We start from the raw sequence: 15,595 nt of genomic DNA on the forward strand, positions 1-15,595 counted from the left end.
AAGCGACGCGCCGGCAGCAGGCGGAGCGCTCAGTTGCCGAAAATCGCGCGGCGCGAGATCGCGTCGACGGCATTGCCGGCTGCCGCATGGTCGACCTGCGGGCCGCAGCCGTCGGCGCCGAGCGCACGTTCCACCAGCTGGTGCGTGACGAACTGGTTGGCGCTGCGCTCCATCTTCATGCGTTCGTACATGCAGCGGCTGGCGGTGGTCATTGCGTGCACGACCTGCCGCACGCTGGGCGCGGTGCGCAGCTGGATACCAGCGCGCGGCGGCATGTCCGAACCCGGCAGGCGCACGCGCGACGCCCATGGCGAATTGCCCGCACCAGCGATGGCGGCGTGGTAGTCGCCGGAGCGGTCCGGCACGTTTGCCGGCGAGGTGGCGACGACCGCCTGCGATGGCGCGGCAGCGCCCGGTGCTCGCAGCGCCGCCGCCGACCTTGCCAGGCGTATCGTCCGGGGTCGTGGCGGTCGTGGCGGCGGGTTGGCGGATCGTGGCCTGCCGGGCCGTGCGACGAAGCTGAACTGCAGTGCCTCGCCGTTGTCGTGGCCGGCGGTGCGTGCCGCCCTGTACGGCAGCGCGGGACGCAGCACCAGCGCCAAGGCGAGCAGGTGCAGCGCCGTGACGCTGCCGAGGATGGCGCCGCGGCGCCATGCGGCCCGCCAGGAGCGCGCACGCGAAGACTCGCGGCCGTAATGCGGGGTGCTTCCGTGCGCCATCGCCGATCCGTCGTGGTGGATGCGGCTGGGACCGGCGGGTCGGCGCGAAGTTCGCGCCGGGAATCAGCGTGGCGAGGTGTCGGCGACCAGCGCGTCCAGGTCCAGCCCCGCACGCTGCCGCAACCAGTGCGCCAGCAACTGATAGGACACCGACAGTCGCGTGGAGGGCAGGAAGCTGCCGTCGGCGATGCCGTCGGCAATCTGCTGCGGGGTGAACCAGCGCGCGTCTTCCAGTTCGTGGTCACGCATGCGGATCCGCCGCGACGCGGCGGTGGCGATGAAGCCGACCATCAGCGAGGCCGGCATCGGCCATGGCTGCGACGAGTGGTAGCGCACTTCGTCGACGATCACGCCCGCTTCCTCGGCCACTTCGCGCCGCACCGCATCCTCCAGCGCCTCGCCCGGTTCGACGAAGCCGGCCAGGGTGGAGTAGCGCCCCGGCGGCCAGCCGGCCTGGCGACCGAGCAGGCAGGCGCCGTCGTGCTCGACCAGCATGATCACGGCGGCGTCGGTACGCGGGAAGTGCAGCCGTGCACAGTCGGGGTTGGTGCATTGCGCGCGGTGGCCGGCGGCGACCAGCAGCAGCGGCGCGCCGCAGTGGGTGCAGAAGCGCGTCTCGCGTTGCCAGTGCGACAGGCCCTTGGCATAGGCGAACAGGCTGGCCTCGTCTGCCGCCAGCTGCAAGCCGGCGCCGCGCAGGCTCATGCGGCGGGCGTCGAGCGCGTGCTCCAGCTCGGCGAGGCGCGCGGGGTCGTCCGTCACCAGCAGGAAGTGCGGGCGCTCGTAGGCGACGCCGAGCAGGCTGGCGCGCTGCTCGCCGAACCACTGCTCGCGTTCGTTCGCGTCGAGCCAGCGCAGCGCATCGCCGTCGCGGCGCAGGAAGGCTTCACCGGCGCCGTCCAGCAGCAGGTATCGCGCGTGCGGCGAGCGGGCCTGTTCGACGATCCAGCCCGACTCGTCGCGCGACTCGGCGACGCGATCGAGCACCAGGCTGAGCCCGGCGAAGGTGTTCAGCGGGGGCTGCACGGCCCGATCCATCGGTGGCGCCCTCAGGCCGAAAACGAGGAGCCGCAGCCGCAGGTGGTCTTCGCGTTCGGGTTGCTGATCACGAACTGCGCGCCGCTGAGGTTCTCGGCGTAGTCGATCTGCGCGCCGCCGAGGTATTGCAGCGACAGCGGGTCGCACAGCAGGGTCACGCCGTCGCGCTCGATCGCCAGGTCGTCCTCGGCCTGGGCCTCGTCGAAGGTGAAGCCGTACTGGAAGCCCGAGCAGCCGCCGCCGGAGATGTACACGCGCAGCTTCAGCGCCGGATTGCCCTCCTCGGCAATCAGCTCATGTACCTTGTGCGCAGCGGCGGCGGTGAACACCAGCGGGGCGCCGCTGCTGCGGTAATCGGGAATCGCGACGAAAGTTTCCATGGTCATCTAGATGGGGGCGGGCGGACTGTAGCCAAGCATACCGCGTCAGGCCGGCATCGCCTCGTCCAGTTCGGCATCCGGCGCGGGCAGTTCGCGCGGAGCGTCCCCGGCCTGGCGCGAGATGCGTCCGTTGACCTGCGCGCCGGCTGCCATCTCCATCGTGTGATAACGCAGATCGCCGTCGATGCATGCCTGCGGCGCCAGTTCCAGCCGCACGCTGACGTTGACGTCGCCGGTCACGTGGCCGTTGATCACCGCCTGCGGCACGTGGATTTCGCCGTGCACGTGGCCGTGCTCGCTGAGCGTGAACACGGCGTCCTCGCCCTCGCCCAGCACGCTGCCTTCGATGCGACCGTCCAGGTGCAGTGCGCCGCTGAAGCGCAGGTCGCCGCGGATCACCGTGCCGCGGGCGATCAGGCTGGTCTCGTGGCTGCTGTGGTTGCGATCGCTGCGATCGCTGCGTCTACGGTTGAGCATCGCGGTCCCCTTCAGTGTTGGTGATGTTTCCGCTCAGCGCGGCGCCCCAGGCGACGGCACGGTTGACCGGCTCGCCGCCGGCGGGCTGAATGCTGATACGCAATCGCGTCGGACGGAAATCCGCCGGCAGCACGATGGTGCCGTGCAATTGCTGGAAATAGGTGAAACGGAACGGTAGGCCGTCCTTCTGCGCGGCATCGCCCAGCGCCGGCCAGTCCAGCCGCGTCACCTGGTCGCCGCGCAGGCCTTCCACGCTGACCAGGGCGTTGCCGGCAATCTCGTCGCCACGCCTGGCGTTCTGGGTCAGGCTGAGGCTGAGGTTCCAGCCGCGCGAGCCGACGATCGGCTGCAACTTCACTTCCTGCAGCTTCAGCCCCTGCCGTTGGGCGTCGCCGCCGACCAGGCGCGAATAGAATCCGAGGTCGGCGCGCAGGCCATTCAGCTCCTCCTCGCGTTGTGCCAGGGTGCCGCGCAGCGAACGGGTGGCGACCTCGTTGACCTGGGCTGCACGCTGCAGGTTGGCCACCTGCTGCTTCAAATCGTCGATCTGGCCGAGCAGGGCACGTTGCTGGCGATGGTCCACGGCCGCCGGGGCATTCGCCTGCCGCATCAATGTGCCAGCGGTCAGGCCGACTGCCAGCAGGCTGCCGAGCCAGGCCAGGCCCAGCCACAGCCAGCGCCGGCGCTGATCGGTGTCGTCGTGCCGGCGCACGACGAAGCGCGGAGGTGGTCGTGAGGCCATGCGGCGCGTTCCGGGGAAAACCAGAGGTATAGCCCCGGCGTGACAAAAGCGTCAAGGAACGGGGACACGCTTCGGCGTGCCGCCGATGGACAGGTGGTCGCGCGGCTCAGCCTTGCAGCTTGCTCTGCAGGTAGCGCTCTGCGCCAATGTCCTTGACCAGGCTGAACTGGGTTTCCAGCCAGTCGATATGGGCTTCCTCGTCGTGCAGGATGTCCTTGAACAGGTCACGGCTGACGTAGTCGGCGACGCCTTCGCTGCAGGCGATCGCCTCGCGCAGATCCTTTACCGCCGCCAGTTCCAGCTCCAAGTCGCCCTGCAGCGACTCCAGCGCATTCTCACCGATGCGCAGCTTGCCCAGGTGCTGCAGGTTCGGCAGGCCGTCGAGGAACAGGATGCGTTCGATCAGATGATCGGCGTGCTTCATCTCCTCGATCGATTCCTTGTACTCGTGCTCGGCCAGTTCGGCGTAACCCCAGTTCTTCAGCATCCGGCCATGCAGGAAATACTGGTTGATCGCGGTCAGTTCGTTGTAGAGCACCTTGTTGAGGAACCCGATGACCTTGGCATCACCCTTCATGACTTCCACTCCGCTCGAAGACAGTGCCGACTATACAAACTCGGTGTCGCGGCGGCTGGAATCGGGAAGCGACAAGGGTTGCGTACGGCAGGAGGCCCCCACCCGCACGACACCGCGGAAGGCGAGGCTCAGGCGGCGGCCAGTGGCAGCCGGCAGGTGACTTGCGACAAGGCCTGGTCGAATGTGGTGCGTGCTTCCCGCTCGCAGCCGCCGCAGCAGTCCGAGCAGCCGGTGCGGGCCTGCAGTTCGGCGAAGGTGCGCACGCCATCGGCCGCCTCGCGGCGGATGGTGTGGTCGGTGACGGCGTTGCACATGCAGATGTACATGGCGCGCATTGCAACGCGAATGCGAATGATTGTCAACAATCAACCGGTCGGCTGCGACAATCGGTTCAGGCGGCGGCACGCCCGTCGCGCGGCCCGGTGGGTGGGCTGCCGGCCTCGTCGCGCGGCGGCAGGCTGCCCAGCTGGACGCCGAACAGATCCTCGACCAGTGGCGCGAAGTGGCGCAGCGCCCGCTCGTAGACCTGCCGCTTGAAGTTGACCACGTGTGCGGCGGGGTACCAGAAGTCGACCCAGCGCCACAGGTCGAACTCCGGTTTCTCACTGGCATCCAGTTTCAGCGCATCCTCGTCGCCGACCAGCTTGAGCAGGAACCAGACCTGCTTCTGGCCAATGCAGGTGGGCCGCTGGTGATGGCGCACGTAACGGTTCGGCAGGCGATAGCGCAGCCAGCCGTGCGTGGCGCAGATCACCTCGACATGGTGCGCGGCCAGCCCGGTCTCCTCTTCCAGCTCGCGGTACATCGCCTCCAGCGGCGTCTCGTCCGAGCGCATGCCGCCCTGCGGGAACTGCCAGCCGTCGCGATTGATCCGGCGCGCCCAGAACAGCCGGCCGTCCGCGTTCAGCAGCACGATACCGACATTCGGACGATAGCCATCTACATCAATCATGTCGCCTCCTGGGGCCGAACGGCGCGGCATGGCCGACAAGACCGCAGCGGAGCTCCTGCCGCCGATTCAACCACAGCGCGCGAAGCAGCGGCAAGCGGCGGGCTTGAACCTGCCGGGCTACCCGACTAAACTGCCGCGCCCCGCCCGCATCGTTCCGATGCCGGCATGGCGGGTTCCCCCAAGGCTATGTAGCTCAGCCGGTTAGAGCACAGCACTCATAATGCTGGGGTCGGTGGTTCGAGTCCACCCATAGCCACCATACGTATTTTGCAGAAAAGCCCATGAATTCCATGGGCTTTTTTGTTTTCTCTAGTGGTGCGGCGTTGCCGATGGGCGAGCCGATTTTTGACTCTGTGCCCGGTTGTGCCCAGTTCTGTGCCCAAAACCTGCGGGTTGAGACGGCGAAAAAACATCGAAATGACCCCAGCACTTGTTGGCCACGAAGCACGCCGACGTGCACCGTGGACCACGAGGCGCGGTCACTGGCGATGAAGACGTTTCGTCATCTGCGACCACTGCGCGTTATCGATGGTGCCACCAGATTCAATGGTCATCGCGATGCAAGCCAACATGGCTGTGCACTACGCGTGGCAGTGCCCAGCCGAAGCTTCCAAAAAGGCAATGCGGGCGGGGATCTTGTGTTGCTTACAAGCAATCGCCGATCTTTCGGTCGGGTTTGCCGCGCACCAAAAACAGCGGCCATTCTCGACCTCCCGGCGCGGGTTGACGCTAAGGAGTCGCACGAGCCGCGATTCCGATGTGAAGAATCAGGCCGATCTTAGGTAACCTGCAGGACTGTGATGGCAGTTTTTACGCAGGTTCGCGAAGCTCAAGCTGCGGGCTGCGCTTATAGGTCATTGATTCTCATCATTAACATGGCAGGGGCCACGGATGCTCAAGATCGAAGCCATTGCCAAGGGCCAGCGACTCGTGGGTGTCGATCCGTCAGGCCCCATGGAAGTGGTGGCTTGCGATGCGGCTGGTCCCGATGCCGTGCCTTGATCTATCGGACGTTCGCCGGTGGGATTGGCGAACGCATGCTGTTGCGCGACGACGAGACCCGGCTGGCCGAAGCTACCCATACCCGTTGCGAAGTACCACAAGCGTCGCTATGCCGAAGACGAGTCACGTAACTCCAATTTGAACTTCCAAGGCTGCCGCTTGGGCAAGCCTGATGCGGCGGATTGCTGGACTTTTTCCGGCCAGTCCGAGTTCGATGAGTTCGTTGCTTGGTATCAAGTGCTTTGAAAACAGATGGTTAGACAATTTCGCGGTTCGGAGCCCGTAGATGCACGTGAGGAGGCGCGCCTGCTGGAATCCGTCTTGACGCTGGCGAAAAGTCAATTTGAGGAATAAAATTGCAGATCTAGCACAAAAAATGCCATGAAATTGGCAAGGAACGGCAATCATGCTGGTTGAATTCAGTGTCGCCAACTTCCGCTCCATTCGCGAACGCCAAACTTTGAGCATGGTGGCTGCCAGTGGCAAGGAGCATCGCGAGCACAACGTGTTTGACCCTGCCGCACCCGCCACGCCCGAGCTGGTGCGCTCGGCGGTGATCTATGGTCCCAATGCGGCTGGCAAGAGCAACCTGCTGCTTGCGATGGGCTTCATGTGGCAGCTAGTTCAGGAATCTGCGCAGATCGCGCCGGGAAGCCAGATCAATGCCGCTCCCTTCGCGTTCTCCGGGCAAGCCGCCGGCACGCCGAGTGAATTCGAGATGGTGTTTGTGCACAAAGGTGTGCGCTACCAATACGGATTCTCGCTGTCGCGCGATCGTATTCATGACGAGTGGCTGTACGCGTGGCCCGAGGGGCGACAGCAACGCTGGTTCGAACGTCGCTGGAACGCCGACAAACAGAAAACGGAGTGGTACTTCGGCCCAAACCTGGCCGGTCCAAAGAAAGTCTGGCAAGACGCAACCCGCGAGGTCTCGCTGTTGTTGTCCACGGCCGTGCAGTTGAATGCCGAGCCGTTGATGGCACCGTTCGAGTGGCTCTCGACGCGGCTGAAGCCGGTCATTCCGTACGCTCGTTTCGAGGTGAATTTCTCCATCCAGCGGTGCATGACCGACCCACTTTGGAAAAGCCGTACAGTCGAATTTCTCGCCGCTGCAGATCTTGGCATTACCGATGTGCAGATCGACAAAAAGAAGATCGACATGCCCAGTCTTCCGCCAACAACCGATGCCGCAGCGCAACCCCGCGTGCAGATCACCTTTGGCCCGACCGAAATTTACGATGTGCGTTTTACCCACAGGTCTGCCGAAGGCGACGAGGCCCAGATTGGCTACAACGATGAGTCTGGCGGTACGCAGAAGCTGTTTGCGATAGCCGGGCCGTGGATGGACGTGCTGCAAAACGGTTACGTGCTGCTGATTGACGAACTGGACACGAGCCTGCACCCAGTGCTGATGCGCCACCTGCTGGCAATGTTCCATGATCCCGCCATCAACACCAAAGGCGCTCAACTGGTGTTTTCCACGCACGACACCAGCGTTCTCGACGGTGAGATTTTCCGTCGCGACCAAGTGTGGTTTGTGGAAAAAGGGCGCGACCTGCAGAGCCACCTTTACCCCCTTACCGAGTTCAGCCCGCGCAAGGAGGAAAACTATGCGCATGGCTACCTTCAGGGTCGTTATGGCGCGTTGCCGTTCGTGGGCGAGTTGAAGGTCTGACGACGTGGTGCGCCCCAGAAGCAGGGAGGCACTGAAGCGTCGCGAGCCTCGACGCGAGCCTTACGATCGCGTCCTGATCGTTTGTGAAGGCTCGAAGACGGAGCCGAACTATTTGCGCGAGCTGATCGCCCATCACCAGCTCAGTAGCGCAAACGTACAGATCACCGGCGATGGCGGGTCTGCACCTCACTCCGTGGTTGAGTACGCATTGGAATTGTTTAAAAAAGACCCAGACTACAACCGTGTCTTCTGCGTATTCGATCGCGATGGACACACCACTTTCGATGCCGCTGTGCAACGCGTTCGCGACAGCGCTCTTGTTCGCCGCGAAGGTCGGCGCAAGTTGGGCGCGGCGCGCTTCGAGGCCATAACGTCCGTCCCCTGTTTCGAATACTGGATTCTGTTGCACTTTCAGTACAGCACGGCAGACATGCCGCGCTTTGCGGATGTCGAACCACGGTTGCGGGTTGTTCCTGCGTTGTCGAACTACAACAAGGGTGTACAAGGCCTCTATGCTCAAACTCACGCTCATCTGCAGGATGCGTTGGAGCGTGCCGATCGTGCCAACCGCGCAGCACACGATGCCGCCACCAACAACCCCACCACCAAGATGCCGGACTTGATCCGCTATCTCCTGCAGCTGGCCGAGAACAAGGTTCGATGATTCCGATCAAATCCCCCAAGAAACTCATCGAAGTCGCGCTACCGCTGGACGACATCAATGAAGAGTCAGCGCTTCGCAAGAGAAAAGCGCCAGCCGGGTATCCAACAACCCTGCACAAGTGGTGGGCGCAGCGTCCGCCAGCGGCGGCGCGTGCGGTGCTGTTTGCGCAGATGGTCAACGACCCCGGTTGGCCTGTTCATTCGCAAGGCCCAAAAGGTAGGGATTCCAGATGCTCGCGCATCTGTATACAGATCGCCTTCCGGCAGTTGCTGGCATTCTGAAGCGAACGCGTTGCGCAGCACCGGCCAGTGGGCTAAAGATTCGCTCGTCGACGATAGGCAGCAGCGCGAAATGGCCCACGGGTACGACAGCCTCATGGAAATGCCGCGGGACTTCTCCGCGGACGAAGAGCCGCGCGATCGCTTGCACGGTTTCGACGCGTTCCTGCGCGAGCAGCACACCCCGTTATTGAAGTTCCTGCGTCTGCGCACCGGCGAGGAAGATGCTCGCGACATCGCGCAGGAGAGCCTGACGCGGCTGCTCCGCTATCGCGATAGCGAGCCGGCCGAAGCATGGCGACCGTTGCTCTACCGCATCGCCCGCAACCTGCTCAACGAGCAATACCGGCGCAGCCAGTCGCATCGGGACAAGCAGAACGTGCAGGTGGAAGCTATCGAGCTGGCGGACCCTGCACCGCCGCTCGACGTGGCGATCCAGCATGCGCAGGAGCAGGCGTGGTTGCGCCAGGCCATGTTGTCGCTGCCGCCGCGTTGCCGACAGGTGTTCGTGCTGGTGCGGATCGACGGCTTGAGCCAGGGCGAGGTCGCGCGCAGGTGCGGCATTTCTGTGAAAACGGTCGAAAAGCACCTCGCGATCGCGCTGGCTACGTTGTGCGACAAGGCAGGGGTTTGGGATTCCGGTGCATCTACATGAACACCCGCATGGACCGAATCCGATGACCGGCGGCAACATCCAACCCGAGGTTCGCAGGGCCGCACAGCATTGGTTTTTGCGTCTGCAGTCGAGCGACTGCAGTGTTGATGAGCGCGAAGCCTTCGAGCACTGGCGTATCGCCGAGCCGATACACGACGTCGCTTATCGTATGGTGGAAGACGTTTGGCAGCGCGGCGCCTCGCTTGGCACCGATCCGAGCCTGGAACACCTCCTGTACCAGGCGCGTCGTTTGCCACCCGAACGCTCATGGCGACAGCGTGCAACTCCGGCGTTGGCGATGGCTGCCTGCCTCGTATTGGCGATCGGTGTTGGCTACTACGTGTGGCGGAAGCCGGGGAACGTGCCGACGGTCGCCTACGCCACCGCGACGGGCGAGCAACGTACGCTGGCCTTGGATGACGGCTCTCACGTCGTGCTCGACACGAACAGCGACCTGCAAGTGCAGTACGGCAAGCGCGAGCGCCGGCTGACACTGCTGCAAGGGCAGGCCGATTTTCAGGTGCGCCATGACACGGCACGGCCGTTCGTCGTGCACGTCGGCGGCGGCACCGTCACCGCTACCGGCACACAGTTCCAGGTGCGGGCGGCGGGCGGTGTCGACACTGTCACCTTGCTGAAAGGGCAGGTCGTGGTGTCAGGCGACGCGAAGCAGGTCGGTCCCGAGCAGGTGACGCTTCAGGCCGGTGAGCGCGTCGCCATCCAATCGGATGGCCGTCTCGGTACGCCCGAGCGCTTGGCGGATACCGAACTGGCCAGGGCCCGTGGCTGGACGGAAGGCATGCTGGTCGTGCGGGAGTGGCCACTGGCACGCCTGGTGGCGGAAATGAACCGCTACAGCAGCGTTCCATTGCGCCTGGGCGACCCCAGCTTGGGCACGTTGCCAATAAGTGGCAGTTTCAAAGCCAGCGACCAGCACTCGTTCCTGTTGTCGCTGGAATACGGCTGGCCGATTCGCATCGACCGCCACACACCGGGAGAGATAGTGCTTCGACACAGGTAGAACGTTTCCCCGTGTAGGTAGGGATTTCATCCCCGTGCGCATCAGCAGATCAGGAGTCCGGCATGCCCGCCGCATCAGAGCGGGTGCACACCATAACCTGATACGGGGGAGATTCGATGAAGGCACGGCAGGGGAATGTTTGCGGGCAGCGTTCGGCACCGATGCGCCGCACGCTGTGCGGCGCGCTGTTGCTGGCGCTGGTGACATGTACCGCGCCGGCCTGGGCGCAGCGCAACGATGCACCGCAGGTCTATGTCATTTCCGCGGGCGATCTGGCCAATGCGCTGGATCAACTCGCCAGCCAGAGCAAGGTGCAGATCATCTATCCGTCGGAACTGGTGCGCGGCAAGACGGCACCGGCGATCAGCGGCCAGCAAACATGGCGTGAAGCTTTGAAGAAGTTGCTGACGAGCAACGGATTGGAGTGGGGTTTCGTCAACGACACCACGGTTGTTATCAGGCGGTCTGGCAAGGCCACAAAACCTGCCGCGTCTCCGCATAAACAGACGGAGAAATCCGATCAGAAGCCTGAGTCGATCACGCTGCAAAGTGTCACCGTTACGGGTACGCGCATCCGCGGCGGCACCACGCCGTCGCCGGTGATCTCGATCGGCAGCGAGCAGATGCAGGAGGAGGGTTTCACGGATCTTGGCGAGGTCATCCGCAGCGTGCCGCAGAACTTTTCCGGGGGACAGAATCCGGGGGTGCAAGCAGGCGCAGTTACGGGGGGGATCAGTGATCAAAACATCACAGGCGGCACGGGCACGAATTTACGCGGGCTGGGGCCGGATGCGACCCTGACCCTGCTCAATGGCCATCGCATGTCCTACGGCGGCTTTGTACAGGCGGTCGATATCAGCGCCATTCCGGTTGAGGCGATGGAGCGTCTCGAGATCGTCCCCGACGGCGCATCAGCCATCTATGGCTCCGATGCGGTGGGTGGCGTAGCCAACGTGATCCTCAAGCGGGACTTCGACGGCGTGACCGTGGGCGCGCGCTATGGTGGTGCCACCGACGGCGGGCTGATCACGCGCGAGTACAACGCCACCGCTGGCACCACCTGGACCACGGGCGGCTTGATCGTGGCAGGGGAGAAAACCTCCAACGATCCGATCTACTCGGACCAGCGTGACTACACCCAATCGATGTACCGGCCTTCGACGCTTTGGCAGGGCAACGACCTGCGCAGCGGCTTGTTCAGTCTGCATCAGTCACTGGGAGATGCCGTCGAACTGCATCTGGACGCGCTCGAGAATGACCGGAACAGTTACACAGCGGAGGCGTACCCCGGCATTTACACCCCCGCCAACGTAGAGACGAAGACCACCCTGCTGGCGCCCAGTCTCGAAATATGGCTGCCGGGCGACTGGACGCTCACGCTCAGCGGGGCCGTGGGGAAAGACAAGACGTCTTTAGCTCAACCGACGGTGAACAGCGCAAGCGGAGCAATCACTCCCAGCCACCTCATTGCTTACAGGAACAAGAGCCTGATTTACGAGATCGATGCGGAAGGGCCGTTGTTCACGCTGCCGGGTGGTGAAGCAAGGCTGGCTACTGGTGCAGGCTATCGATACAACAACTTCCTCTTCCAGTACGGCAACACGATCAAGGCCAATGGCGACCAGAGTAGCCGCTTTGCCTATGCCGAGTTGAACCTGCCGTTGGTGGGTCCGGAGCAGGGCATCGGCGGGATCGAGCAACTCGAGCTGACGGGCGCTGTCCGCACCGAGGATGGCGATTACGGAAGGGTGACCACGCCCAAGCTCGGTGTGATCTATTCACCCAGTGCCGATCTCTCCTTGAAGGCCTCATGGGGCGAGTCATTCAAGGCCCCTACGCTTTATCAGCACTATTCCACCCAGACCGCCATCTACTACCCTGCGTCGACATTTGGCGCCGGTTATCCCACGGATGCCACGGCGTTATGGCTGTCGGGCGGCAATGCGGACTTGCGCCCGGAACGGGCCCGGACATGGAGTGCCTCGCTGGCATTCCACCCGGAGGCATTGCCCCAGCTCGAAACGGAGTTGACCTGGTTCGATATCGACTACACCGAGCGGGTTCTGCAACCGATCACCTCTTACAATGTGTTCGGCAATCCGATTTACGCGGATTTCGTCCATTACGATCCTGCCGAGGCAGTGCTGACTGAGGCGGTTGCAAACGCCAGCAACTTCTACAACCTCGTTGGCACACCTTACGACGCCAGCAAGGTCGTAGCGATCGTCGATAGCCGGTATGTCAATGCAGCCCGACAGCGGATCAAAGGGGTCGATCTGTCAGGGGCGTACCGGTTCGACTTGGGCGTAGGGCGGCTGACGGTACGCGGCTCAGCCAGTTGGTTGGACAGTGCTCAGGCTTTGACAGCAGCACAAAATCCTTATGACTTGGCCGGGACGCTGTTCTATCCGGCCAGACTCAGCAGTCGAATTGGGGCGGTCTGGCAGCAGGGCGGCTTCACCGCTTCGCTGTTCGGAAACTACAAGAGCGGAGTGACTGACACCGCGGATGGCAGGAAGGGCGCCTCATTTATCACCTTCGACGCCACGCTGCGCTACGACACCGGTGTGCGCGATGACGCATGGTCGAACCTGGCGTTGGAGTTGTCGGCACAGAATCTGCTCAATCGTGCGCCGCCGTTGTACGCCGTCACCTCGTTGACCTATACGCCTTACGACTCGACCAATTATTCGGCGGTGGGACGTTTCCTGAGTCTTTCGGTGTCGAAACACTGGTGATGCCATCGCCAGACATGGGGATGGGCGCTACTGAACTCGTCGGAGAGGCGTGCTGACACTGCATCAAGCAGGAGGCATCTCACCGGCCGAAAGGGGAGGGGATACATCGATGCCGAAGTATCGGATCCGCAGCGCCAGCGCGAGCACAGGATGAAATCCACCATCACTAAATGAAGGTGAAGGTGCTTTGCAAACAAATGAGGTGGTGGCTGTGTACAGAGTAATCGCTGTGAGGTTCGTGCGTGCTGTCGAATTGGTTGTCTTGTTGGGTCTGGTTGTCCATGCGCCGTGTGCGAAGTCTGCGCCGAGCACGGCGTCGGTTTCCATCCGGCAGGTTGTGGACGTGGTCGACTTTGGGGATCTATCCGTCTCCCCGGATGGGCGCCTAGTTGCATTCCGGACCGAGCAGGCGTCCATCGAGCGGAATACCTATGACACGGTCTGGTACGTCCAGCCGATCGATGGAACATCATCCCCGCGACGTCTTGGGGAGGGCGGTGCGCCGTTGCGGGGTAACGGTGGGCTGTCCGTGCATGAGTCTGCGGTGTGGTCGCCCGATGGGAAATGGATCTTCTATCGCGCGGTTTTTGACGGTCGAGTCGAGGTCTGGCGCGCAGCGGTGGATGGATCCCGCACCGAGCCGGTCACGCATGATCCGGCAAATGTCTGCGCATTTTCGCTGAGTGCCGACGGCTCGGTGCTGAAGTACAGTGTCGGTGCGACACGCGAAGCTGTCGTGAATGCGGAACTGGCCGAGTACGATCATGGTATACACATCGATCGAACGGTTCCGCTGGGAGACAGTCTGTTCCGCTCGGGATACCGCGAGGGGCGCTTGGCGACGCAGCGTCTCGTCGGCGGCAGTGGGCTGGAGTTCGTCCCGCTACTGTCCCAAGTGCCTGATCGCTGGAAAGCGATCGATATTTCTACGGGCGTCAGGAAGGATATTCCATCGGGTGACGTGCCTGCGAGTCCGCTGACACCTTCCGATCTTTCGCCGAAGTTTAGGAAGGCCTCGCAGCTCGTGGAAGATCGCGGTAACGGACGAATCGCCATTCTGACCTGCTCGGGTAAACAGAAGGGCCTGTCATGGTGCCAGACATTCGGTTTGGCGATGCTGCCAAAACGAAGCGCTAGCCAGTCCGTGAGGTGCGTAGTGAAGGCGTGCGTCAACAAGCGAATTACCGACATCGTATGGCGACCAGAGAGCGACGAGATCATTTTCACCGTGACGGCTCCGGACAACGGCCAGTCGATTTTCCGCTGGAACGTCGTTAGCGGCGTTGTGCGCCCCGTGGTGCAATCGCGTGGTCAGATCGGAGGGGGGGAACGCTGGGAGCCGGGACCGTGCGGGGTATCGTCCGATGCGCTGGTATGTGTCGCCGCGGAAGCGGATCATCCGCCTCGACTTGAGAGAATCGATCTCGAATTGGGGCAACGCAGCGTCCTGTTCGATCCGAACGTGGCCCTGGCACACGACATGGCAGCGTCCGTTCCCGTGCTTCCGATCAGTTGGACTGATGCCCAAGGGACGCGTTTCACTGGACAGTTCTATCCTGCGACGGCAAAAGGCCATAAGCCGCCCCCGCTCTTCATCGTCTACTACCGATGCTCGGGCTTTCTGCGTGGTGGCATGGGGGATGAATGGCCACTTGCCACGCTGGCCGAAAATGGCATTGCGGCATTGTGCATCAACGCTTCGCCCTTGCAGGAGGATGCCGTCAAACGTTTCGGGCAAGGCCGTGCCGCGATCGAGAGTGTGACCGAATACTTGGCTTCGCGTGGTGACATCGACCCGGCGCAAGTAGGGGTAGGCGGGCTGAGTTTCGGCGCAGAGGTGGCCATGTGGACCGCGATGAACTCGCGGATACCTCGTGCGATCTCGGTTAGCAACCCGGTTTGGTCTCCGTTAGGGTACCTTTTGTACAGTTTGTGGGGCGACGCACAGTTCTCGCGAATAAGGCGCTACTGGCAACTCGGCTCTCTCGAGGAGACGCCGAAGCGTTGGCGGCTGCTCTCGCCTTTCTACAACATTGGGCGGATAAGGGTGCCGGTGTTGATGCAGATGTCAGAACGAGAATACAACTTCTCGCTCGACTACGCGGTGCCATTGATCCGGGCGCACCTAGCCGATGTCTATGTATTTCCGAATGAGCCGCATCAGAAGTTCCAACCCCGGCACAAGTTGGCTGTTTACGAGCGCAACCTGGACTGGTTCCGCTTCTGGCTGCGAGGGTACGAAGACCCGAATCCCACCAAGAAGCAGCAATACGCGCATTGGCGGGAGATGAGAGACGCGATATCGACCAGGGCAGCATGGAGTGCCGCTCACTCGGGTGGTTGAATTTGGACAGAAGCACCTGAATCAAGTTTGGGCTTTGAAAGTCTTCGCGCCGAGAAGATCACTCTGACCATCGGTTCGTCCGTTGCGGACGAACCGATCAGGTACAGCGTGCTTCCGGCCAGTGGCCGCTTCGCCATGCTGGACGACGGTATGGGATTCAGCCTGATTCCGTGGAAGTCGATGATTGAACGGCGACTGGGTCAATCGGTCAGTGCCGTGCTGTGCCGCAAGTGTCCGGGTGGTAGCCGCCGTGGGCCAGCACACTGATGCTCATAACGGTGGGCTCCAGCCGACCCACTTCACTGCCAAGTTCCAAGGGATTCCTTCGGACGA

Annotated in this window: 16 protein-coding genes, 1 tRNA gene and 1 pseudogene; 9 read left to right on the top strand and 9 right to left on the bottom strand. The window is 62.8% G+C overall.

Annotated features, from left to right (window positions below):
* Nucleotides 1–29: 29 nt before the first annotated feature.
* The 8 genes from RHOOR92_RS0111815 to RHOOR92_RS0111850 form a co-directional block, all read right to left on the bottom strand.
* On the bottom strand, nucleotides 30–719 hold the full coding sequence (locus RHOOR92_RS0111815) for a hypothetical protein (RefSeq protein ID WP_027490303.1): 690 nt from the start codon (nucleotides 717–719) through the stop codon (nucleotides 30–32).
* A 63-nt stretch (nucleotides 720–782) separates the two neighbouring features.
* Nucleotides 783–1,757, bottom strand: a complete 975-nt coding sequence (nudC, locus tag RHOOR92_RS0111820; protein WP_027490304.1) for an NAD(+) diphosphatase — start codon at nucleotides 1,755–1,757, stop codon at nucleotides 783–785.
* A gap of 11 nt (nucleotides 1,758–1,768) precedes the next feature.
* Complete coding sequence (erpA, locus tag RHOOR92_RS0111825) at nucleotides 1,769–2,137, bottom strand: iron-sulfur cluster insertion protein ErpA (RefSeq protein ID WP_027485805.1); 369 nt, start codon at nucleotides 2,135–2,137, stop codon at nucleotides 1,769–1,771.
* Nucleotides 2,138–2,182: 45 nt separating this feature from the next.
* Nucleotides 2,183–2,614 carry a polymer-forming cytoskeletal protein gene (locus RHOOR92_RS0111830; protein WP_015449117.1) on the bottom strand — a complete coding sequence of 144 codons (432 nt, stop codon included), beginning with the start codon at nucleotides 2,612–2,614 and terminating at the stop codon, nucleotides 2,183–2,185.
* Nucleotides 2,601–3,356 (bottom strand): DUF6776 family protein, encoded by a 756-nt coding sequence (locus RHOOR92_RS0111835; protein ID WP_007513844.1) that lies wholly within the window; start codon nucleotides 3,354–3,356, stop codon nucleotides 2,601–2,603. The genes RHOOR92_RS0111830 and RHOOR92_RS0111835 overlap by 14 nt, the downstream gene beginning before the upstream one ends.
* A 106-nt stretch (nucleotides 3,357–3,462) precedes the next feature.
* Complete coding sequence (bfr, locus tag RHOOR92_RS0111840) at nucleotides 3,463–3,933, bottom strand: bacterioferritin (RefSeq protein ID WP_007513847.1); 471 nt, start codon at nucleotides 3,931–3,933, stop codon at nucleotides 3,463–3,465.
* A 128-nt stretch (nucleotides 3,934–4,061) separates the two neighbouring features.
* Nucleotides 4,062–4,259 carry a (2Fe-2S)-binding protein gene (locus RHOOR92_RS18765; protein ID WP_037115451.1) on the bottom strand — a complete coding sequence of 66 codons (198 nt, stop codon included), beginning with the start codon at nucleotides 4,257–4,259 and terminating at the stop codon, nucleotides 4,062–4,064.
* A 65-nt stretch (nucleotides 4,260–4,324) separates the two neighbouring features.
* The gene (locus tag RHOOR92_RS0111850; protein ID WP_007513850.1) at nucleotides 4,325–4,885 is read right to left on the bottom strand and encodes an RNA pyrophosphohydrolase; all 561 of its coding nucleotides are present in this window, start codon (nucleotides 4,883–4,885) and stop codon (nucleotides 4,325–4,327) included.
* Between the two features lie 182 nt (nucleotides 4,886–5,067).
* On the opposite strand from RHOOR92_RS0111850, the gene RHOOR92_RS0111855 reads away from it, so the two are divergent.
* Nucleotides 5,068–5,144 (top strand) — tRNA-Met (locus RHOOR92_RS0111855).
* Between the two features lie 866 nt (nucleotides 5,145–6,010).
* On the opposite strand, the gene RHOOR92_RS19680 is transcribed toward RHOOR92_RS0111855, so the two are convergent.
* The gene (locus RHOOR92_RS19680; RefSeq protein ID WP_155950239.1) at nucleotides 6,011–6,295 is read right to left on the bottom strand and encodes a hypothetical protein; all 285 of its coding nucleotides are present in this window, start codon (nucleotides 6,293–6,295) and stop codon (nucleotides 6,011–6,013) included.
* Between RHOOR92_RS19680 and RHOOR92_RS0111860 the strand changes: the two genes are divergently transcribed.
* The 8 genes and pseudogenes from RHOOR92_RS0111860 to RHOOR92_RS19340 form a co-directional block, all read left to right on the top strand.
* Nucleotides 6,294–7,562 carry an ATP-binding protein gene (locus RHOOR92_RS0111860; RefSeq protein WP_027490305.1) on the top strand — a complete coding sequence of 423 codons (1,269 nt, stop codon included), beginning with the start codon at nucleotides 6,294–6,296 and terminating at the stop codon, nucleotides 7,560–7,562. The genes RHOOR92_RS19680 and RHOOR92_RS0111860 overlap by 2 nt on opposite strands.
* Before the next feature lie 7 nt (nucleotides 7,563–7,569).
* Complete coding sequence (locus RHOOR92_RS19330) at nucleotides 7,570–8,226, top strand: RloB family protein (RefSeq protein ID WP_255326683.1); 657 nt, start codon at nucleotides 7,570–7,572, stop codon at nucleotides 8,224–8,226.
* A complete protein-coding gene (locus tag RHOOR92_RS19335; protein ID WP_081660234.1) occupies nucleotides 8,223–8,507 on the top strand; it encodes a DUF1156 domain-containing protein in 285 nt (94 codons plus the stop codon). The genes RHOOR92_RS19330 and RHOOR92_RS19335 overlap by 4 nt, the downstream gene beginning before the upstream one ends.
* A gap of 10 nt (nucleotides 8,508–8,517) precedes the next feature.
* Nucleotides 8,518–9,159 (top strand): RNA polymerase sigma factor, encoded by a 642-nt coding sequence (locus RHOOR92_RS18770; RefSeq protein WP_155950240.1) that lies wholly within the window; start codon nucleotides 8,518–8,520, stop codon nucleotides 9,157–9,159.
* Nucleotides 9,160–9,181: 22 nt separating this feature from the next.
* Complete coding sequence (locus tag RHOOR92_RS0111875; RefSeq protein ID WP_027490306.1) at nucleotides 9,182–10,180, top strand: FecR family protein; 999 nt, start codon at nucleotides 9,182–9,184, stop codon at nucleotides 10,178–10,180.
* A gap of 116 nt (nucleotides 10,181–10,296) precedes the next feature.
* Entirely contained in the window at nucleotides 10,297–12,918 is a 2,622-nt protein-coding gene (locus RHOOR92_RS0111880) for a TonB-dependent receptor (RefSeq protein ID WP_231378379.1), read from the top strand.
* Between the two features lie 238 nt (nucleotides 12,919–13,156).
* Nucleotides 13,157–15,262: an Atxe2 family lasso peptide isopeptidase gene (locus RHOOR92_RS18775; RefSeq protein WP_231378380.1), complete on the top strand. Its 2,106-nt coding sequence runs from the start codon at nucleotides 13,157–13,159 to the stop codon at nucleotides 15,260–15,262.
* A 99-nt stretch (nucleotides 15,263–15,361) separates the two neighbouring features.
* Nucleotides 15,362–15,529 (top strand): annotated as a pseudogene (locus tag RHOOR92_RS19340) (DUF3363 domain-containing protein); the annotation flags it as partial.
* Between the last annotated feature and the right edge of the window lie 66 nt (nucleotides 15,530–15,595).

The organism is Rhodanobacter sp. OR92, assembly GCF_000427545.1.
Classification (GTDB): Bacteria; Pseudomonadota; Gammaproteobacteria; order Xanthomonadales; family Rhodanobacteraceae; genus Rhodanobacter; species Rhodanobacter denitrificans.